The organism is Pararhizobium sp. P1_E7 (genome assembly GCF_056405855.1).
Genome location: NZ_JBFUBH010000051.1, coordinates 1 through 20,198, shown reverse-complemented (window position 1 = coordinate 20,198; position 20,198 = coordinate 1). Strand labels below are relative to the sequence as shown.

At 59.3% G+C, this 20,198-nt stretch carries 20 protein-coding genes and 1 pseudogene; 19 read left to right on the top strand and 2 right to left on the bottom strand.

Annotated elements, in window-relative coordinates:
* On the bottom strand, positions 1 to 571 hold a 571-nt coding region (locus tag AC1D17_RS23560; RefSeq protein ID WP_477567727.1), incomplete at its 3' end, for an adenylate/guanylate cyclase domain-containing protein.
* Between the two features lie 138 nt (positions 572 to 709).
* Between AC1D17_RS23560 and AC1D17_RS23555 the strand changes: the two genes are divergently transcribed.
* The 10 genes from AC1D17_RS23555 (at position 710) to AC1D17_RS23510 (ending at position 10,146) form a co-directional block, all read left to right on the top strand.
* Positions 710 to 1,135, top strand: a complete 426-nt coding sequence (locus AC1D17_RS23555) for a pyridoxamine 5'-phosphate oxidase family protein (RefSeq protein ID WP_477567726.1) — start codon at positions 710 to 712, stop codon at positions 1,133 to 1,135.
* 33 nt (positions 1,136 to 1,168) lie between these two features.
* Positions 1,169 to 1,450, top strand: a complete 282-nt coding sequence (locus AC1D17_RS23550) for a hypothetical protein (RefSeq protein WP_477567725.1) — start codon at positions 1,169 to 1,171, stop codon at positions 1,448 to 1,450.
* Positions 1,451 to 1,659: 209 nt separating this feature from the next.
* Positions 1,660 to 2,919 (top strand): ABC transporter substrate-binding protein, encoded by a 1,260-nt coding sequence (locus tag AC1D17_RS23545; protein ID WP_477567724.1) that lies wholly within the window; start codon positions 1,660 to 1,662, stop codon positions 2,917 to 2,919.
* Positions 2,920 to 3,138: 219 nt separating this feature from the next.
* Positions 3,139 to 4,062: a carbohydrate ABC transporter permease gene (locus AC1D17_RS23540; protein ID WP_477567723.1), complete on the top strand. Its 924-nt coding sequence runs from the start codon at positions 3,139 to 3,141 to the stop codon at positions 4,060 to 4,062.
* Positions 4,059 to 4,934: a carbohydrate ABC transporter permease gene (locus AC1D17_RS23535; protein WP_477567722.1), complete on the top strand. Its 876-nt coding sequence runs from the start codon at positions 4,059 to 4,061 to the stop codon at positions 4,932 to 4,934. The genes AC1D17_RS23540 and AC1D17_RS23535 overlap by 4 nt, the downstream gene beginning before the upstream one ends.
* 5 nt (positions 4,935 to 4,939) lie before the next feature.
* Positions 4,940 to 6,001 (top strand): ABC transporter ATP-binding protein, encoded by a 1,062-nt coding sequence (locus AC1D17_RS23530; protein ID WP_477567721.1) that lies wholly within the window; start codon positions 4,940 to 4,942, stop codon positions 5,999 to 6,001.
* Between the two features lie 22 nt (positions 6,002 to 6,023).
* Positions 6,024 to 6,758, top strand: a complete 735-nt coding sequence (locus tag AC1D17_RS23525) for a formylglycine-generating enzyme family protein (RefSeq protein ID WP_477567729.1) — start codon at positions 6,024 to 6,026, stop codon at positions 6,756 to 6,758.
* Positions 6,737 to 7,744 carry a ScyD/ScyE family protein gene (locus AC1D17_RS23520; RefSeq protein WP_477567720.1) on the top strand — a complete coding sequence of 336 codons (1,008 nt, stop codon included), beginning with the start codon at positions 6,737 to 6,739 and terminating at the stop codon, positions 7,742 to 7,744. The genes AC1D17_RS23525 and AC1D17_RS23520 overlap by 22 nt, the downstream gene beginning before the upstream one ends.
* A 231-nt stretch (positions 7,745 to 7,975) precedes the next feature.
* Positions 7,976 to 9,376, top strand: coding sequence for an NfeD family protein (locus AC1D17_RS23515; protein WP_477567728.1), 1,401 nt, complete (start codon positions 7,976 to 7,978; stop codon positions 9,374 to 9,376).
* Positions 9,373 to 10,146 (top strand): slipin family protein, encoded by a 774-nt coding sequence (locus AC1D17_RS23510; RefSeq protein WP_477567719.1) that lies wholly within the window; start codon positions 9,373 to 9,375, stop codon positions 10,144 to 10,146. Before AC1D17_RS23515 ends, AC1D17_RS23510 begins: the two co-directional genes overlap by 4 nt.
* 218 nt (positions 10,147 to 10,364) lie before the next feature.
* Here the strand turns inward: AC1D17_RS23510 and AC1D17_RS23505 are convergent, their stop codons facing one another.
* A complete protein-coding gene (locus AC1D17_RS23505) occupies positions 10,365 to 11,003 on the bottom strand; it encodes a TetR/AcrR family transcriptional regulator (protein ID WP_477567718.1) in 639 nt (212 codons plus the stop codon).
* Between the two features lie 288 nt (positions 11,004 to 11,291).
* Here AC1D17_RS23505 and AC1D17_RS23500 point away from each other — a divergent pair, with 288 nt between their 5' ends.
* The 9 genes and pseudogenes from AC1D17_RS23500 to AC1D17_RS23460 all read left to right on the top strand — a co-directional run.
* Positions 11,292 to 11,852, top strand: a complete 561-nt coding sequence (locus AC1D17_RS23500) for a TRAP transporter small permease (RefSeq protein WP_477567717.1) — start codon at positions 11,292 to 11,294, stop codon at positions 11,850 to 11,852.
* Between the two features lie 10 nt (positions 11,853 to 11,862).
* On the top strand, positions 11,863 to 13,143 hold the full coding sequence (locus tag AC1D17_RS23495; protein ID WP_477567716.1) for a TRAP transporter large permease: 1,281 nt from the start codon (positions 11,863 to 11,865) through the stop codon (positions 13,141 to 13,143).
* A 68-nt stretch (positions 13,144 to 13,211) separates the two neighbouring features.
* On the top strand, positions 13,212 to 14,225 hold the full coding sequence (locus AC1D17_RS23490; RefSeq protein ID WP_477567715.1) for a TRAP transporter substrate-binding protein: 1,014 nt from the start codon (positions 13,212 to 13,214) through the stop codon (positions 14,223 to 14,225).
* A 66-nt stretch (positions 14,226 to 14,291) separates the two neighbouring features.
* A complete protein-coding gene (locus AC1D17_RS23485) occupies positions 14,292 to 15,182 on the top strand; it encodes a shikimate dehydrogenase (RefSeq protein WP_477567714.1) in 891 nt (296 codons plus the stop codon).
* Positions 15,179 to 17,089 carry a bifunctional sugar phosphate isomerase/epimerase/4-hydroxyphenylpyruvate dioxygenase family protein gene (locus AC1D17_RS23480; RefSeq protein WP_477567713.1) on the top strand — a complete coding sequence of 637 codons (1,911 nt, stop codon included), beginning with the start codon at positions 15,179 to 15,181 and terminating at the stop codon, positions 17,087 to 17,089. The genes AC1D17_RS23485 and AC1D17_RS23480 overlap by 4 nt, the downstream gene beginning before the upstream one ends.
* A gap of 87 nt (positions 17,090 to 17,176) precedes the next feature.
* Positions 17,177 to 17,281 (top strand): annotated as a pseudogene (locus AC1D17_RS23475) (integrase core domain-containing protein); the annotation flags it as partial.
* A 277-nt stretch (positions 17,282 to 17,558) separates the two neighbouring features.
* Positions 17,559 to 18,146, top strand: coding sequence for an FMN reductase (gene msuE / locus AC1D17_RS23470; protein WP_477567712.1), 588 nt, complete (start codon positions 17,559 to 17,561; stop codon positions 18,144 to 18,146).
* Between the two features lie 21 nt (positions 18,147 to 18,167).
* Complete coding sequence (sfnG, locus tag AC1D17_RS23465; RefSeq protein ID WP_477567711.1) at positions 18,168 to 19,271, top strand: dimethylsulfone monooxygenase SfnG; 1,104 nt, start codon at positions 18,168 to 18,170, stop codon at positions 19,269 to 19,271.
* 135 nt (positions 19,272 to 19,406) lie between these two features.
* The coding region (locus AC1D17_RS23460) for an ABC transporter ATP-binding protein (RefSeq protein ID WP_477567710.1) at positions 19,407 to 20,198 on the top strand (792 nt) is incomplete at its 3' end.

Below are 20,198 nucleotides of genomic sequence, written 5' to 3'. Positions count from 1 at the left end.
GCTTGTCGGAACGTGAGCTGGGTGGGAGCGTTGGCGTCAAACCGCCAACGCCCATACAGTAGGTCTTCACGGGCCGCGCGATGTTCTTTAGGTGCTGCTCGCCCACATACTCAAAGTGGAGATCGACTTTTCCCGACAGTTGCTCGTGAGCTGAGCCGGATATGAGCACGCTGCCTGGCGGGCATAATTGCTCCAAGCGCGCGGCAACATTGACCCCATCGCCAAGAAGGTCGTCTCCCTCGATCACGACGTCTCCGAGGTTTATGCCGATCCGCAGCACGATGCGGCGTTCGGCTGCAACCTGTTCCTGTTRAACGACAAGCCTTTCTTGCACTGCCGCCGCACAGGCCACTGCTCCGACAACAGATCCGAACTCCGCTATCAGGCCATCACCCATCAATTTGACGATCCGACCACGGTACTCTGCTATGAGTGGCCGGAATACAGCGCCCCATAGCTCCTTAATTGCCGCGAGCGCGCTTTCCTCGTCAGTCTCAACGAGCCGACAGTACTCCACGACATCGGCAGCCAGGACGGCTGCGGTCCTACGTTCGACCTGAGGCGTCGTCATCTCGTCCTCCGCTGATGCGAGGCAGCAATCGACGATATTTTGGAAAACTGGTGCCATAATACTTCATCGAGGCATCCAAGACGATCATAATCCGCTCGACATCACGCATCGTGATGTGCACGGCAAAGGATTTCAGCCATGGATAGCGCACAAGGCAAGACAGTGATTTTAGAATTCTTGCGCCAGCACACCCTAGCGGTGATCGCAACATCTCATGCGGACGGCAAGCCCGAAGCTGCGGCCATTGACTTTTCGGTGCGTGACAACCTCGAAATCGTGTTCGATACCTTCGAACAGACGCGCAAGTTCGACAACCTCGCAGATAGACGAAGCGTCGCACTTGTCGTCGGCTGGGACAAGAACATCACAGTTCAATATGAGGGCGATGCCATGAAGGTTTCCGCCTCCGAAGTGCAGGAATACCAGAAAGCACATCTTGAAAGCGTTCCAGCTGAGAGAGAGTTTGTCGAGAATGGTGCCGTGTTGTTTAAGGTCGTTCCCCGGTGGATACGATATTCCGATTTCACCAAAGACCCTGTCGAACGTTTAGAGGTCCGCTTTTAGGTGCCACGCGAGCGTGCCGTAAAGGAGCTGGACTTGACCGCGCTGCTTAGCAGCAAGGACCAGCAGGTAGAGCAGCAGCAGCTCGAGACACCCACAATGAACAAGCGCGCTCAACGAGATGCCGTTCTCGGACAAAGAGACAAGCGCCTTGAGCTGCTTCTGCAACCTGGTTCATGGCATGCCAGAGCTCAGGCGGCCTGCATATTTGTCCCGAACTTTCTTGCCCAGCATCGGATGGTCTCGCAGGATACTCCAATATCATGCGCCAACAGACCGAACCTCCTTCGTTACTACCTGGGAGGAAATTTCATCTAATACTAATACAATCTCTCTAAATACTGCGCCTGATGTGATAATATAAAAACCGGGAGCAAGGCCGGCTCGATGACGACATACCGGACGATGTTTCGCATTGTCGCAGAGTGGTCCGCATGGGCGCAGAGTTAATGTTTGTGCCGTTGCCGGAAAAAGTGAGCCCCCTACGAAAAGGTCTTTGGATAACAGCTCGGAATGGGAGGTGTACAATGCTTCGCAGATTGTTTTTCACCTTGGCTATCGCGACGTCCGTACTCGCGCTCAACGGAGCCGCATGGGCCGACATCACAATCCTCGTACCATCAAGCAGCGAAGGAGACGGCCTCAGGGCCGCGGCCGCCGACTATTCGAAGTTGAAGGGCACCAAAGTGGAGATCGTCCAGGCACCCTACGCCAATGTTTTCGAACAGGCGGCCAATGCTGGCGCCACCAAATCCGGTGTCTTCGACATCATCCTGATGGACGACCCGTGGATTCCGTTTTTCGCCGAGAACGGGCATCTGGAGGATATGACGCCCTACTTCAAGGCAGCCGGATTAGAAGGGCCAGATAGCGATTTCCTTTCGAAATCGCTGGCGATCTGCCGCAACCCCTACAATACGGGACCTTACGTGTGCCTGCCCTATGTGGGAAATGCACAGATGTTTTTCTATGACGCCGCCAAATTCAAGGAAGTCGGCGTCGATGCCCCGAAAACCTGGGATGACGTTTTGAAGGCGGGCAAGGCGCTGACAGACAGCGGCGGCGGCCGTTACTTCGGTTACGTCTTCCGCGGCGGTCAGGGCAACCCGGTGGTCGCCGATTTCATGCCGATCTTCTGGTCCTATGGCGCCGATCTCTTCAATGCAGACCGGACCAAGGTAACGATCGATACGCCAGAGGGGGCGGCGGCGATGAAAACGTTCATTGCGTTGAGAGACATCTCGCCGAAGGGGGTCGAGAGTTACAATGCCAACGAGGTCGGCACGGCACTCGCTGCCGGCGCAGCTGCCTCGTCGATCAACTGGCCGAATTGGGTTGCCACCTTTGAAGATCCGAGCCAGTCGAAGATGGTTGGCAAGATTTCCTACAGCACCATTCCTGCCGGAACCAAGCCGGGAAGCTCGGAAATCGGCCACTGGACCATGGGTATTATGGCCGCATCCAAGAACAAGCAGGAAGCCTTCGACTTCACGGTMTGGGCGACTTCGGCCGAACAGATCAAGATTTCCGCCACACGCGGCAATCCACCCGTTCGGACCTCGGTCTTTACCGATCCGGAACTGACGAGCCAGGAGAAGTTCCGGCACTATCCAGTGCTGATGGAGGCAATCCAAGCCTCGACCCCGCGTCCACGTCACCCGAAGTGGCCGGAGATCGAAAATGCCTTCGGCATCGAGCTTTCCAAGGCCGTCGCCGGCACGATCACGCCGGAAGAGGCGCTGAAGAACTCGCAGACGGCGGTCGAGCAGATTACCGGCCTCAAATAGGCGAGCATGATCCTTTCCGGACTTTTCGGGGATCATGCAGCCAGCGACCGGTGTTTTCGACCTCGCTCCCGCGACGATGCCGGCAATGGCCTTCGGCGGACCTGAAACCTGATGCTCAGGCGGCCGGGGCAGGGTTTCAGCACATGCCCCCCGAATTGGGGGCATGTGCCATACAAAGTATTACGGCGTCCTTTTGCGCCTCTGTAGGGGGAGCGACCGATGTTCACATCCGCGAATGCTACGTTGACCGCGCCGGTTCGGCCAGGTGGTGTCCTGGAGCGATGGACGGAGCGCCATTTACGCATCCTTATGCTTGCGCCGACGATGCTCATCCTGCTGGGGCTGACGATCTTTCCCAGCATCTACATGTTCTATGCCGCGGTTCACAAGATCAGCCCGAATCCTGACGTGCCATGGGATTTCGTCGGTCCTGGTAATTTCCTGCGGCTCCTGTCTGACCAGCAATTCCATGTCGCGTTGCTGAACACCGTCGTATTCACCATCTCGGCGGTGACAGCCGAGTTCCTTCTCGGTCTCGGTCTGGCGCTGCTGCTCGACAAGTATATCCGCCGGATGACCTTTCTGAAGACGATGCTGATGATCCCGATGATGCTGCCGCCGATTGCCGTCGCGATCACATGGAAGATCATCTACGAACCGCAGTTCGGCGTCCTGAATGAAATCATGTTCCGTCTTGGCCTCCCAGCGCAGGCATGGGCGGGCGACGCGAGCCTCGCGATGTTCTCGATCATCGTCGCCGATGTCTGGCAGTGGACGCCATTCATCTTCCTGCTGATGCTGGCGGGCCTCGCCAGTCTGCCGGTCGAGCCATACGAGGCAGCCGAACTCGACGGCGCCTCGTCCTGGCGGCAGTTCTGGGACCTGACGGTGCCGTTCCTCAAGCCTGTCATTGCCATTGCCCTGCTCTTGCGCGTCATGGATGCTTTGCGTCTCTTCGATCTGGTGTTCATCCTCACGGGCGGCGGACCGGCCGACCGGACCAAGGTGCTAAGTCTCTACATCTATCAGGTCGCCTACCGCTTCGCCGATATCGGCTATGCGGCGGCGATATCGCTGTTCGTGCTGTTCGTGACGATCGTTCTGAGCACCTGGTTCATGAAACGCATGCGGCTGGCGGAATGACCATGGCAACGGCGATGACCATACGCACGCGCAGCCGCACCAGGGACGTCTTCATCCGCCTGGCGGCCTATCTGACGATCTTCGTCGCGCTGGTTCTCACGCTTTTCCCGATCTATTGGATCGCGGCGAACTCGTTCAAGTTTGATATCGATATTTTCGCCGTGCCTCCGGAATGGCTCCCCCGGCACCCGACGCTGAAGCACTACGACGAAGCCTTCATTCAACGCCCGTTCTTGCATTACGCGCTGAACAGCCTTCTCGTTGCGATGGGAACGACGATCGTGTCCCTCGTCTTCGGCACGATGGCCGGTTATGCCCTGGCGCGGTTCAGCTATCCTTGGCAATGGCGCAAGCAGATTTCCTTCTGGATCCTGTCGACGCGCATGATGCCGCCTATCGTCAGCATCATACCGCTCTATCTGTTCTTCAACTACTTCGACATGCTCAACACGAAGTCGGCTCTCATCGTTGCTTACACCGCCTTCAACCTGCCGTTTGCGACCTGGATGATGAAAAGCTATTTTCAGGATCTTCCGGTCGAGCTGGAGGAGGCGGCGATTGTCGACGGCGACACGCGCTGGGGGGCATTCCTGCACGTGGCATTGCCTTTGGCCCGGCCAGGCCTTGCCGCAACGGCCATCTTCTGCCTGATCATCTCGTGGAACGAGTTCCTGCTTTCCCTTATCATTACGCTGACTGAGCAGGCGCAAACTTTGCCGATCGGCATCGCCGGGCGGGTGACGCAGTACAAGACCTATTGGGGCGAAATCAGCGCGGCCGGGTTCATGGCTTGCGTGCCGATCGTCATCTTCGCCTTTATCGTCCAGAAGCATCTCGTCCGGGGGCTGTCCCTGGGTGCCGTCAAAGGTTGAGCCCCATGGCGTCCGTGACATTCAACAAGGTCTGCAAGAAGTTCGGCGAATTCGTCGCCGTAAACAATTTCAACCTCGAGATCAAAGACAAGGAATTCCTCGTTCTGCTGGGACCTTCCGGTTGCGGCAAGACGACTACCATGCGCATGGTCGCAGGTCTCGAGGAAGCGACCTCGGGCGACATCTACATCGACGCGGACCGCATCAACGATATCCTGCCGAAATATCGCGACGTCGCGATGGTCTTCCAGTCCTATGCATTGTATCCACACCTCACGGTCGAGGACAATATCGGCTATCCGCTGAAGATTCGCAAAGTGCCACCGGCCGAACGCAAGCGGCAAATAGTCGAGGTCGCGCGGCGGGTCGAACTCGACTCGATGCTGTCGCGTCTGCCAAAGGAGCTATCCGGCGGCCAACGCCAGCGCGTCGCACTCGCCCGCGCGATCGTTCGCACGCCGCGCGTCTTTCTCATGGATGAGCCTCTGTCCAATCTCGACGCAAAACTTCGCACCCAGATGCGGGCCGAACTGAAGCATCTTCAGCATGAGTTGCAGGTCACCACAGTCTATGTCACGCATGACCAGATAGAGGCGATGACGCTCGCCCACCGCGTGGCCGTGATGAACAAGGGCGTGATCGAGCAACTTGGAACGCCACGGGAAATCTACAACGATCCACGCACGCTCTTCGTGGCCGGCTTCATTGGTTCGCCGCCGATGAACCTCATTCCGGGTGAGGTGAGGGAGGGGGTGTTCGCCAGCGCCGGCTTCCGGGTCGGAGGCCTCGGCCGGGCCAACATTTCGCAAGCCGTCCTTGGTGTCCGCCCGGAAGACGTCCTTGCGGCCGAAGCCGAGGATGCCGACGTCAATCTGGTTGCGCCGATCTACTCGGTGGAGCTTACAGGGGAAAATACCCTCGTCAGTCTGCGGTTGGGAGGTCAACTCATGACCTTGCGTGCCGACAAGAATTTTGCCGGTCTGATCGATCAGAAGATCGGCGTCAAGGTCGCCACCAATCGCGTGTTTCTGTTCAACGGAGAGACACAAACTCGTGTTGACGTCTGACATCTGGGTGGCGGTAATGGTGATGACCGCGGCATTGCACGCAACTGCCGCCGACATAAACCCCATCGTCGGCAATCCGCTGATCGAAATTCCTGCCGGACCGTTCGTCTTCGGCCGTGACGACGGCCCCGAAAACGAACGGCCGGCCCGCGTTCTGGAAGGGCGGCCGTTCGCGATCAACCGCACCGAGATCACGAACAGGCAATATGGACGCTTCGTCAACGCGACCGGTCACCGTCCCGCCTTCTACGCCAACCACCCGCTCCTCGGATTGGATGACCGGCCGGTGGTCGGAGTGAGCTGGGGGGACGCAGATGCCTTTTGCCGTCACTACGGGTTGGTTCTGCCGTCGGAGCAGCAATACGAGCGGGCGGCGCGGGGAACGAAGGGGGCTGAGTTTCCATGGGGCGAGGCCCCGCCGGACGAAACCCGTGCAAATTCCGGCGCCGATGCCTGCTGCTCAGGCGACGCGCGCGACGGCTATGCGATGACCGCGCCGGCGGAATCGTTCGTCGACGGCGCAAGCAGCGAAGGCGTCCTCAATCTCGTCGGCAATGTCTGGGAGTGGACCCGCGATCTCTACGCACCGTATGAAGGCGGGTACGCGGCGGTGAGTACCGGACCATACCGCGTCCTTCGCGGAGGTTCCTGGAACAGCGATCGAAGCCACCTGACGACGACCTATCGCCTTGCCTATGATCCGGAATTCCGTTTCTCAGCCAATGGAGGCTTCCGATGCGTTCGCTCCGCGCCATGATGGTCGCCGCCGGCCTTCTGTTTTTGACAGTTGAGGCCAGCGCCGAGCCAACGATCGCTTCCGGCTACCGGCTCGAGACGATCAGCATGCCTGGGGCTGCATTTTCCGGCATGTCGCGAGACGGCGAGGACCTGCTCGTCACCGATCTCGCCAGCGGCCGGCTTTACCGCCTTGGCCCGACTGGCAAGCTTACCGCATTCGGTCCGGCCTTTCCCCATGGCGTCGACGTTATCGGCGACCCGACCGGTCCCTACCGTGTCGTCCGCGCAGGCGACGTCCTTGTCGTCGCCCAGGGGTGGACGCCAGCCGATTCCGACGACGGCCCATTCGACCACGCACTCGTCGCGCTCGACGGCGCCGGTAAGGTTCGTGTCATCAGCAGCGATTTCTGGAACCCGTTCGATTTCATCGTGGCCGACGGAATTTACTACGTGATCGACTCCGCGCGAAACACGGTCGAACGCGTGCAGCCGGACGGCCGGAAAGAGACGATCATGACCTTCCGCCGCATGGGGGAGGAGGCGAGGGCGCTGCGAAAACTTTCGCCGACCGAATTCACGGAAGGCAAGAACTACGATGCCGACGCGGTGCCGACCGGCATCGGTCTTCGCGACGAGCGCCTTTATATAGCGCTGTTCGGCGGCTTTCCTTTCCTTGCCGGTGCCGGAAAGATCGTTTCGATCCCCAGGGCCGGTGGGACGTCAATGCCAAGGCTCGACATCGAAGGCCTGAATGCGCCGGTGAGCATCGCCGTCGATGGCGATGGAGACCTGCTTGTCCTCGAACACGGTACCTTCGATCAGAAGGAAGGTTTCCGGAACGGCAGCGGGCGGTTGCTCAAACTAGACAAGACGACGGGTCGTCAAACAGTCATTCTCGACGGCCTGACGCGACCGGTGTCCGTCCTCGTCTGGGATGAGCGGCGGCTCGTCGTTTCCGACCTTCGCGGCAATCTCTATTTTCTGGCGCGCGAATTTGCTCGCTGACCACCGGTGGGCTTGCAACTAGTCTAAGTGGGCTACAGCGGCCTGATTATTGTCCGTCCTCGCCGCTCTCCAGTTCACATTCGGGTTCGAAGACGGATAAAATATCTTGACGGTGATCACCGGCCTCCAGGGCCCATGCGCGCGTTGCGATAGCCGAAGTCGCCAAGAAGCTTCTGCCTTATCTTTTGATGAATCTGGCGTATATTTGAAACTATGAATATTTATCGGATGATGGTGCGACCCCGGAGGTTTTGCCAACAAGCAATCCGAACCTTCGCTCTCGCACTCATCTTGAGCTCGGCATTTCTATTTTCCGTCGCACCGACAGCGGGTTCGGAGCGCGTCGCCCTGCTGCTGCGCTTGAACGGCGCCGTCAGCCCGGCGTCGGCCGATTACGTGAAACGCGGCATCGAGCTTGCCAACGAACGCAAAGTGGCGCTGGTCATTCTGCAGATGGACACGCCCGGCGGCCTCGATACGTCAATGCGGGACATCATTCACGCAATCCTTGCCTCGTCCGTGCCCGTCGCGAGTTTCGTGGCCCCAAGTGGTGCACGCGCGGCCAGCGCCGGCACTTACATTTTATATGCCAGCCATATCGCTGCTATGGCGCCAGGCACGAATTTGGGCGCAGCAACGCCCATTGCCCTCGGTGGGAGCGGGTTCGACGGTGACGACAATCGTGACGGCAAGGAACAACAGCCACGCAACACCATGGAGGCCAAAGTCGTGAACGATGCGGCCGCCTATATTCGGGGGCTGGCTGAGCTTCGCAATCGCAATGCCGACTGGGCAGAACGCGCTGTGCGCGACGCTGCAAGTCTTTCATCGACCGCCGCCGAACGCGAAAAAGTCATCGATTTCACCGCGACCACTGTTGATAATCTAATGGCGCAAGCCAATGGCCGTACGGTACGAATAGGAGAGACGGACATACGGCTCGATACAACCGGTCTCATTGTCGAAAATGTCGAGCCTGACTGGAGGACCCGCCTGCTCTCGGTCATTGCCGATCCGAACGTGGCACTTATCCTGATGATCATTGGTATTTACGGCTTGATTTTCGAGTTTCTTACGCCCGGGGCGGTGATCCCCGGAACAGTTGGCGGCATAAGTCTTTTACTCGGTCTTTATGCCTTGGCGATGCTGCCGGTCAGCTATGCGGGTGTCGGCCTCATCGTCCTTGCTGTTGCTCTGTTCGTTGCGGAAGCGCATACGCCGACGTTCGGCGTCCTGGGCCTCGGTGGTGCGGTCGCGCTCGTTCTTGGCGCAACAATTCTCTTCGATACGGATGTGCCGGATTTGGAAGTGAGCCGGCCGGTTCTGGCCGGCATCGGCATGTCTGGCCTTGCTTTCAGCCTCATTGTCGCCCGGCTTGCATTCGGCGCGCGCCGGCACGCGGTCGTGACCGGTGCGGAGCAGATGATCGGCATTTCAGGCAAAGTTTCCGATTGGACGGACACCACCGGCTACGTGGTCGCTCACGGAGAGCGCTGGAGCGCCGTCTCCTCCGAACGGCTCGCAGCCGGGGAAGATGTGACGGTCATTGCGCGCGAGGGGCTGACACTTGAGGTTGCCCGCAAACCGCGCAGTGACAAACGGCCTCTGGAAAGCAGGGAGACAAGCGTATGACCATGTTTGGAGATTTTATCTTCTTTGCCGCTGCGATCGTCCTGTTGCTGGTCATCGTCGCGAGTGCGATCAAGATCCTGCGCGAGTATGAGCGGGGCGTTGTTTTTACACTAGGCCGCTTCACCGGTGTGAAAGGCCCCGGATTGATCCTGCTCGTTCCCTACGTGCAGCAAATGGTGCGCGTCGATTTGCGGACGCGCGTGCTCGATGTCCCCAGCCAGGACGTCATCTCTCATGACAACGTCTCGGTTCGCGTCAGTGCGGTGATTTATTTCAGGGTCATCGATCCCGAAAAGTCGACGATTCAGGTCGAGGATTTCATGATGGCCACGAGCCAGCTTGCCCAGACGACGTTGCGCTCGGTGCTCGGCAAGCACGATCTCGATGAGATGCTCGCGGAACGCGACAAGCTCAACGAAGATATCCAGAAAATACTCGACACCCAGACTGACGCCTGGGGCATCAAAGTCGCCAATGTCGAGATCAAACATGTCGACATCAACGAATCCATGATCCGTGCGATCGCCCGCCAGGCGGAGGCCGAACGCGAGCGGCGCGCGAAAGTCATCAATGCCGAAGGCGAGCAGCAGGCCGCAGCGAAGCTGGTGGAAGCCGCCGAAAGCCTCGCCCGGCAGCCTCTGGCCATGCAGTTGCGCTACTTGAGCGCGTTGAACGTCATTGCCGCGGAAGGGAACTCAACGATTATATTCCCCTTCCCGATGGAACTCGCTCATCTGCTGGCCGCTAGGACGGACACGCCAACGAAATGACAGATGACCGCCGTTCGTCTGCAGTTCGCCGTCGGGCGCTTCCAAAGCGAACAAGTCAATCCATTTCCGGCCAGGCGATCATTGAATTTGCCGCTCCGGAAAGCGGTCTCGCCAATGGTCCTTCCGGATGGACCTCTTAAGCGATGGTCCCGCTTTAGACCCGGCCGAAAAAAACGTGCACTGACATGCCTTTGCCGAAGGTCGAATGAGACCTGATTTTAGCCCTTCAGATAACCGATAACAGCGTCGGCAATCATCGTGCGGTGACGTTCCATCGTCCCGGGCTCGGAGAGATCGCGGCGAAAGATCGAACCGAACGTATAGCGGTTGGAGACGCGGAAGAAGCAGAACGCGCTGATCATCATGTGGATGTCGATCGGATCGGCCTTTCGTGTGAAGACACGCTGGTCGACCCCGCGCTCCAGAATGCCGGCGATCGTTTCAATGACGGAGACGTTAAGGTCGCGAATCGCCTCCGAGCGCAGCATGTGAGCAGCGTGGTGGATGTTCTCGATACTGACCAGCCGGACGAAATCCGGATGCGCCTCGTCATGGTCGAAGGTGGTCGAGATCAGCACCCGCAAGGCCTCTTCCGGCTCCAGATTGGAGAGCTGAAGATCTGCTTCCAACGTGCGAATCTTGCGATAAGAGCGCTCCAGCACAGCAAGGTAAAGGCCTTCCTTGCTGCCGAAGTAATAATAGATCATGCGCTTGGACGTGCGGGTCCGCTCGGCAATGGCATCGACGCGCCCGCCGGCAAGACCATGCGTGGAAAATTCCTCCGTCGCCACCTCGAGGATGTTCTCCTGGGTGCGTTGCGGATCGTTTTTCCTGCCATTCTCAGCCTTGATTGCCATACCCCGCCGCTCCCTCCCGGCGCCGCCGCTCGTCAAGTCCGCGTGTCTAAAACGCGAGAATCTGCATCTGGTTACCCGGTATGCCCATGAAGTCATAGTGAGCTTGCATCGCTCTTTCAATAGATGCCCTCTTGACATACGTACCAGTTCGTACATTTTATCTATGCACCGGTTGTTCCTGAGGAGGAGACACCGGTGCGGATATCTGGCCACCGTATTGTACGGCCGCTGCGGATGCAGCACGGGGCATTCAATCGTCGCCGGCGGAATCCATTTGGGAGGATAAGCATGCCACGCATCATCGATTTTTACTTTCTTGCGCTGAAGGCCGTCATCGCCCTTCTGCTCGCCGCCATGGTCGTTCTGGTGTTCGGCAATGTCGTGCTGCGCTATGCCCTCAATCAGGGCATTACCTCGTCCGAGGAGCTTTCCAGGGTTTTCTTCATCTGGCTGACATTCCTTGGCGCCGTTGTCGCCATGCGTGAACATGGCCATCTCGGAGTCGATTCGCTGCTCAAGCGCCTGCCACCCACCGGGGCCAAGCTGGCTGTTCTGGCCGGGCAGGGGCTGATGCTGCTTGCAACGGCGCTGATGATCAGCGGCAGCTGGACCCAGACGCTGATCAATCTGCCGGCGACGATGCCGGCGACCGGCCTGTCCATGGGCTTCTTCTACGGCGCGGGCCTCGCTTTCGGCATTCCGACATTTCTTATCATCCTCTGGGACGCCTTTTCCGTCGCCACCGGCCGCATTGATGTGACGACTGCGCAACTCGTCCTCGATAGCGAAGAGCAAGTGGCTCTCGACGATCACCCGGCACCGCCAGCCATCACCGGCGCGAAGATCTGAGGAGAAAGCCATGACCCTGACGATTTTTCTCGGCGCTCTTCTTGGCCCCATGGCGCTCGGCGTGCCGATTGCCTTTGCCCTGATCCTCAGTGGCGTTGCGCTGATGATGTATATGGGCATTTTCGATGCCCAGATCGTGGCGCAGAATGTCATGAACGGTGCCGACAGCTTTCCGCTGATGGCCGTGCCCTTCTTTCTTCTCGCCGGCGAGGTGATGAACACCGGCGGCCTGTCGCGCCGGATCGTCAATCTTGCCATGGCGCTGGTTGGCCATGTGCGCGGTGGACTCGGCTTCGTGGCGATCTTTGCGGCCTGCATCCTGTCCAGTCTTTCCGGCTCGGCGGTGGCGGATGCCGCAGCACTCGGCGCGCTTTTGTATCCGATGATGCTGAAATCCGGCCATGATCCGGCCCGTACCGGCGGTCTTCTGGCCTCCGCCTCGGTCATCGGCCCTATCATCCCGCCCTCCATCGGCTTCATCCTCTACGGTGTCGTTGGCGGCGTCTCGATCACCAAGCTTTTCCTTGCGGGTATCGTGCCGGGTCTGCTGATTGCGCTGGCGCTCTGCGTCACCTGGCTTCTGGTGGCCCGCAGGGAACAGTTTGCACTGCCGCCCCGGCAGAGCGGCGCGGTTCGCCTGAAAGCGTTCGTCGATGCCATCTGGGCGCTGATGCTGCCGGTGATCATCGTCTTCGGCCTGAAATTCGGTGTCTTTACACCGACCGAAGCGGGCGTCGTTGCTGCCGTCTATTCGCTGTTCGTCGCGATGGTCATTTACCGCGAACTGCCGCCATCCCGGGTGTTTCACGTCTTCGTGGCGGCAGCCAAGATCACATCGGTGGTAATGTTCCTCGTTGCCTGCGCGGCCGTCTCCGCCTGGCTGATCACCGTCGCGGATGTGCCCGGCGATCTCGTCGCGCTGCTTGAGCCGCTGATGGGTAACCAGACGCTGCTCTTGATCGCCATCATGGTGCTGATCGTGCTGGTCGGTACCGCCATGGACATGACCCCGACGATCCTGATCATGACGCCCGTCCTGATGCCGGTCATCAAGCAGGCAGGCATCGATCCGGTCTATTTCGGTGTCCTGTTCATCATCAACAATTCCATCGGGTTGATTACCCCGCCTGTCGGCACGGTGCTCAATGTCATCTGCGGCGTTTCCAAGCTGTCGATGGAAGATCTGATGAAGGGCGTCATGCCCTTCCTGATCGCCGAACTGATCGTGCTCTTCCTCCTCGTTCTTTTCCCACAACTGGTGACCGCGCCGGTTGCCTGGTTCGGACATTGAGGCGGGTGAGCGTTTTTAAAACCATTCAACCGGCCGGGAAACCTCGGCCAAAATCTGGGAGGAAAAGCATGTTGAACAGGATGTTGAAACTGGCATTGGGGCTCGCTTTGCCCGCAATGCTTCTGGCCGGTACCGCCTCGGCTGAAATCCGCGAAACCACGCTGAAATTTGCGAGCGCCAACAACAAGGGCCATCCGCAGGTCACCGGCATGGAGAAATTTGCCGAGATCGTCAAGGAAAAGAGCGGCGGCAAGATCGACGTCAAACTGTTTCCGGGCGGGGTTCTCGGCGGCGACGTGCAGACCGTTTCGGCGCTGCAGGGCGGTGTCGTCGAGATGCTGGTGCTCAACGCCGGCATTCTCGCCAGCAACGTCAAGGCGTTCGGCGCGGTCGACCTGCCATTCCTGTTCAACAGCGGCGAGGAAGCCGACAAGATCATGGATGGCCCGTTCGGCAAGAGCCTGTCCGACAAGCTGCCGGATACCGGTCTCGTTGGCTTGGCCTATTGGGAACTGGGCTTCCGCAATCTTACCAACAACCGTCATCCGGTCACCAAGCTCGAAGACATCAAGGGCCTGAAGATCCGCACGCTGCAGTCGCCGATCCCGATCGAGCTGTTCAACGGCCTTGGCGCCAATGCCGTGCCGCTGCCTTACACGGAACTCTATACGGCGCTTGAAACCGGCACCGTCGATGGCCAGGAAAATCCTGCGGCCAACATCCTCAACGCCAAGTTCTTCGAAGTGCAGAAATACATGACGGTGACCCGTCACCAGTACAATCCGCAGATCGTGCTGATCAGCAAGGCCTTCTGGGACAAGCTGAACGACGAGGAAAAGGCTGTCATCCAGTCGGCAGCAACCGAGGCCCGAGACTATCAGCGCAAGGTTTCGCGCGAGGTGGATGCCAAGGCGATGGCCGAGATCAAGGCGACCGGCATGGAAGTGGCTGAACTCAGCCCGGAAGAAACACAGAAGCTGCGTGACGCCGTCAAGCCGCTGGTCGACAAGTTCAGCGGCGAAATCGGCCCTGATACCGTCGCGCTGCTCTTCAAGGAACTTGCGGCTGCCCGCGGCCAGTAACGCCTTCGCCGGCCCGCTTTTGGCTGGGCCGGCCCGTCCCTCCTGACAATCACGGAACCTGCTGCAATGCTCGAAACACGTCTGAACCCCTTAAAAGCCGGCTTGATCGGCGCGGGCATCCAGGCTTCGCTGACACCGGCGATGCACATGCAGGAAGGTTCTGCCCAAGGGTTTGCATACGATTACGAACTGATCGACCTCAACCAGCGCGGCCTGACACCGGACAGCCTGCCCGAGCTTTTAAGCCAGGCCGAACAGCACGGTTTGAGCGGCCTCAACATCACCCATCCCTGCAAGCAGCTGGTCATTCCTCACCTCGACGAACTCTCGGACGAGGCACGTGCAATGGGCGCCGTGAACACCGTCGTCCTAAAGAGCGGCCGGCGATATGGCCACAACACCGATTGGTGGGGTTTTGCCGAGAGTTTCCGGCGCGGTTTGCCCGATGCCGCGCTTGATGCCGCGGTCCAGATCGGTGCCGGCGGTGCCGGTGTCGCCACCGCCTATGCCATACTGTCGCTCGGCCTGAAGTATCTTGCGGTCTTTGATCTCGATCCGCAAAGGGCAGCCGATCTGGCACAGTCCCTGTCCGTGCTGTTCCCGGAAGCGGTGATTACGGCGCCCAGTGACCTGGCGGCGACGATGGGAACGGCATCCGGCCTGATCCACGCGACCCCGACCGGCATGGCGAAATATCCGGGCATCCCACTTCCGCCGGACCTGCTTTCACCTCACCACTGGGTCGCGGAGATCGTCTATTTTCCGTTGGAAACCGAACTTCTGCGGACCGCCCGGCAGCGCGGTTGCAGGGTGTTGAACGGCGGCGGCATGGCCGTCTTCCAGGCCGTCGGCGCCTTCCGCCTCTTCACCGGACGGGAGCCCGATGCCAGCCGGATGATGCGGCATTTCGATAGCCTGACATCCGACAGCAACCACTCACGTGAGGATTCACAATGAAAACCTCCATTGCGACCGTCTCTATCAGCGGCGAGCTTCCCGAGAAGCTTGCGGCAATTGCCAAGGCAGGCTTCGACGGCGTCGAGATCTTCGAAAACGATTTCCTCGCTTTCGACGGTAGCCCGGCGGATGTCGGCCGCATGGTCCGCGACTATGGTCTGGAAATCACCCTGTTCCAGCCGTTTCGCGATTTTGAGGGCATGCCGGAGCCGCATCGCACCCGTACCTTCGATCGCGCCGAGCGCAAGTTCGATATCATGCAGCAGCTGGGCACCGATCTTGTGCTGGTCTGCTCCAACGTGTCGCCGGTGTCGCTGGGCGGCATCGACCGGGCCGCAGCCGATTTCCATGAACTGGGCGAACGCGCCGCCAAACGCGGGCTGCGGGTTGGCTACGAGGCACTTGCCTGGGGACGCCACATTTTCGACCATCGCGATGCCTGGGAAATCGTCCGGCGTGCCGATCACCCTAATATCGGCCTGATCCTTGACAGCTTCCACACGCTGTCGCGCAAGATCAACATCAATTCGATCCGCTCTATCCCCAAGGAAAAGATCTTCATCGTTCAGCTGGCGGACGCACCGTTGATCGACATGGACCTGCTCTACTGGAGCCGCCACTTCCGCAACATGCCGGGCGAGGGTGACCTGCCGGTCACCGCCTTTACCAGCGCGATTGCCGAGACCGGTTATGACGGTTATTTCTCGCTGGAAATCTTCAACGATCAGTTCCGCGGCGGCTCTGCCAAGGCGATTGCCGCCGATGGATACCGCTCGCTCATCACCCTGGGCGACCGGGTGCGGCGCGGCCCGAATGCTTCAGGGCTCACTGTTGCCGAAATGCCGGAGCGTGCACCGGTGAAGGCCGTCGGCTTCGTTGAGTTCTCCGTCGACGAAACCGACGCGACGGACCTGATCGCCCTGCTGCGCACTCTTGGTTTCCGCAACACTGCGCGGCACAAGACCAAGCAGGTGAGCGTCTATAGCCAGGGCGACATCCGACTGCTGGTCAACACTGAACGGGCAGGCTTTGCCAATGCGTCTTATGCGGTACACGGGCCATCGGCCTACGCCGTGACGCTTGTTGTCGACGATGCGGGAGAGGCTATGGCCCGGGCGGTGGCTCTGGGGGCAGAACCGTTCAGCCAGCCGGTCGGCCCGGGCGAACTGGAAATCCCGGCCATTCGCGGCGTCGGCGGTGGATTGATCTATCTGATAGACGAGAAAACCGATCTTGGCCGCATCTGGGACATCGATTTCGTCTCGGTCGCAAATGAGGACGACAGCCAGCCGGCGCATCTGTGCACCATCGATCATATCGCGCAGACGGTCGCCTATGAGGAAATGCTGACCTGGTTGTTATTCTACACCGCGATCTTTGAGACGCAGAAAACGCCGATGGTGGATATCATCGATCCGGCCGGCGTGGTGCGCAGCCAGGTGATCGAGAATGCCGCAGGCACCTTGCGCATCACGCTCAACGGCGCAGAAAACCGGCGCACGCTCGCCGGCCATTTCATTGCCGAAACCTTCGGCTCGGGCATTCAACATCTGGCGTTCAGCACGGACGACATTTTCGCAACGGCCAAGGCACTGAAACAGAACGGTTTCCGGCCGCTGCATATCTCTCCCAACTACTACGACGATGTCGAAGCGCGCTTCGGCCTTGACCCGGAACTCAGCGAGCGACTGAAGGCGGAGAACATTCTCTATGACCGTGATGAGCACGGTGAATTTTTCCAGCTCTATAGCGGTACGTATGGCGAGGGCTTCTTCTTCGAGATCGTCGAACGGCGGGGCTATCGCGGTTATGGCGCCGCCAACGCAATTTTCCGTATCGCCGCGCTCAAAAAACAAATCCGGCCGGACGGCATGCCGATCATTGCAGGGGAGCGGCCAAAACACTGACTAGGATCAGGACGGCCGTTTTGGCCGCCGAATGTTGTGTAGGGTTCAGGGTCATATGTGACCCGGATGCAAATATCATGTGCTTTTGGAAAGCCGACCGACAATGCCTTCATCGAGGCATTTAACGGCCGCTTTCGGGCGGAATRCCTGAACCAGCATTGGTTCCCGACCCTTGCGGACGCCCGATGGAAAACGGTGCATCGCCGCTTCAGCCGCTGGCGCCATGGCCGCAAGACAGTCCTTCCGCCAGCACATCGTGCCAGACCCGCCGGGCACCACAGGTGCGGTCACTGGACTTGAAGCTTTGCGTGATCTTAGCGCTTGGTAGCAATATGACTACGTTATTTCGGTTTCGGTGACCGATATGGAATTTCCATTCCCCATTCCGCAAAAACATTAGCAATTCATTGTTATCAATAAATCATAAAATATATAGACTATGTCGATGAAGGTCGGGTTGTGGTGAAAAATGAAAATCATTGGTCTCTCAGGAAATGTCAAACGCCCATCCAGGACGGCATCGCTGGTGGAAGCGATCGTCTCAGGCGTCCGTGCTCGCGTCGGAGGCGAGAGTCGTATCATCGAACTCGTCGACGCAGCGCCAGTGCTTTTCAAGGCTTTGCGAGCAGACCAACTTGAGACCGAAGGGCGGGCGATGATCGACGCAGTCGAGGCTGCGGACGTTCTCGTCGTCGGTTCGCCGGTCTACCGGGCATCCTATACGGGCGCCCTCAAGCATCTTTTCGACCTCGTCGATTACCGCGCGCTGACCGGTAAGCTGGTCATTCTGGCTGCCACCGGCGGCACGCCGCTGCACGGCTTGATGACCGAACACCAGTTGCGGCCCCTGTTCGGCTTTTTCAATGCCCTTACCCTACCGACGGCGGTCTATGCCACCGAAGCCGATTTCACCGAATACGGGCTGACCAGCCCATCCGTGCGGGACCGCATTGAGCGCGCTGTTTCAGAGCTCGCGCAGGTCCTGCCTGTCTCCGATCAAACCGCTGCAGCCCGCGCTCAAGGAAACCGTCCAGCGCTCGTCGCCGCGTCCGCCTAGCCATTCAAAAGGGAGAGTACAATGTCCTATGCCAACAGAGAGCCGGTCAAATTCGCCTATTGGGTTCCCAATGTTTCGGGCGGTCTGGTCATTTCGAACATCGAGCAGCGGACGAGCTGGACGATCGAGTACAATAGGAAGCTGGCGCAGATCGCCGAGGCCAGCGGCTTTGATTATGCGCTCAGCCAGATCCGCTTCACCGCCGGCTATGGCGCCGAGTTCCAGCATGAATCCGTTTCCTTCAGCCATGCGCTGCTGGAATCCACAACCACGCTGAAGGTTATCGCCGCCATTCTGCCAGGACCATGGAACCCGACACTGGCTGCCAAGCAGATCGCCACGATCAACCATCTCACCAATGGTCGCGTTGCCGTCAATGTCGTCAGCGGCTGGTTCCGCGGGGAGTTCCACGCGATCGGCGAGCACTGGCTTGACCACGACGAGCGTTATCGTCGCTCGGAAGAGTTCATTCGTGCCCTGCGCGGCATCTGGACCGAAGACAACTTCACGTTCCACGGCGATTTTTATCGCTTCAACAACTATTCGCTGAAGCCCAAGCCGATCGATCCGCAGCCGGAAATCTTCCAGGGCGGTTCCTCGCGGGCAGCCCGCGACATGGCCTCGCGTGTCTCTGACTGGTATTTTACCAATGGCAACACGCCGGAAGAAATCCGCAAGCAGGTCGACGACATCCAGGGCAAGGCAAAGGCCAACGGTCATTCGGTGCGTGTCGGCGTTAACGCCTTCGCGATCGTTCGCGAGACCGAGGAAGAGGCAAAGGCTGTTCTGGCCGAGATCATCGAGAACGCCAATCCGGAAGCGGTCAACGCGTTCGGACATGAGGTGAAGAACGCCGGAAAGTCATCGCCCGAAGGTGAAGGCAATTGGGCGAAATCCTCGTTTGAGGATCTGGTCCAGTACAATGACGGTTTCCGCTCCAACCTGATCGGCACACCAGAGCAGGTAGCGCAGCGGGTGGTGGATCTGAAGCGGGCAGGTGCCGATCTCATTCTACTCGGCTTCCTGCATTTCCAGGAAGAGGTCGAGTATTTCGGCAGCCACGTCATCCCGTTGGTGCGGGCGATCGAAGAGGCCGAAGCTTCGGCCGCAATCGCTGCGGAATAAGTCAGCCTGAGATCGGCGGCCGGTTTTCGGCCGCCACCGGAAATGAAGAGACCGCAAATCGCGACACGATTTGCGGGAGGGATAGTGCGCGCCAGGGTATCCGGTGGCGAGAGCGGAAAACAGGGACATACCGCGATGACATTGGCTTTTGGAGCGCTAGGATCAGCGCCGTTTTCGCCGGAGATACAGGAGCACCTGGCTGGGCTCGACACCCCGCTGCGCCATGACGACGAGCGGCAAGCAACAATCGGCGAAACGGTTCTGGATCTTGTCGGAGTAGCCCTGTCGTTTGGCGGCGTCGTGGCTCTGACGGATATCGACCTGTCAGTGCGACGTGGAGAAATCCTGGCGATCATCGGGCCGAATGGCGCGGGCAAGAGCTCCATCATCAACGTGATCAGCGGTGTTTATAGGCCCGATCGCGGCCATGTTCGTCTCTCGGGGCGGTCCTACGCCCAGGTCCCGACACAGAAACTCGCCCGTCTCGGCATTGCCCGCACGTTCCAGAACCTAGCCCTGTTCAAGGGATTGAGCGTTCTCGACAATGTCGTGGTCGGCCGGGCTCACAAGACACGGTCGAGCTTTATCGAACAGATCATTGGTCTCGGTCGCGCCAGTGCTGAACAGTCGGATGCCCGCGATCGCGCCCTGGAAGTGCTCGACTTCCTGCATCTCTCGCATGTCGGCGACCGCTTGGCCGGCACCCTGCCTTACGGCCTGCAGAAGCGGGTGGAACTGGCGCGCGCGCTTGTCGCCGAACCCAATATCCTTTTGCTCGATGAGCCGATGGCCGGCATGACGGCGACTGAAAAAAACGAGATGGCCGATTTCGTGGCCGCCGCCCGCGACAGGTTCGGCACGACGGTGGTGCTAATCGAGCACGACATCGGCATCGTCATGGGGCTCTCCGACCGTGTTGCCGTACTC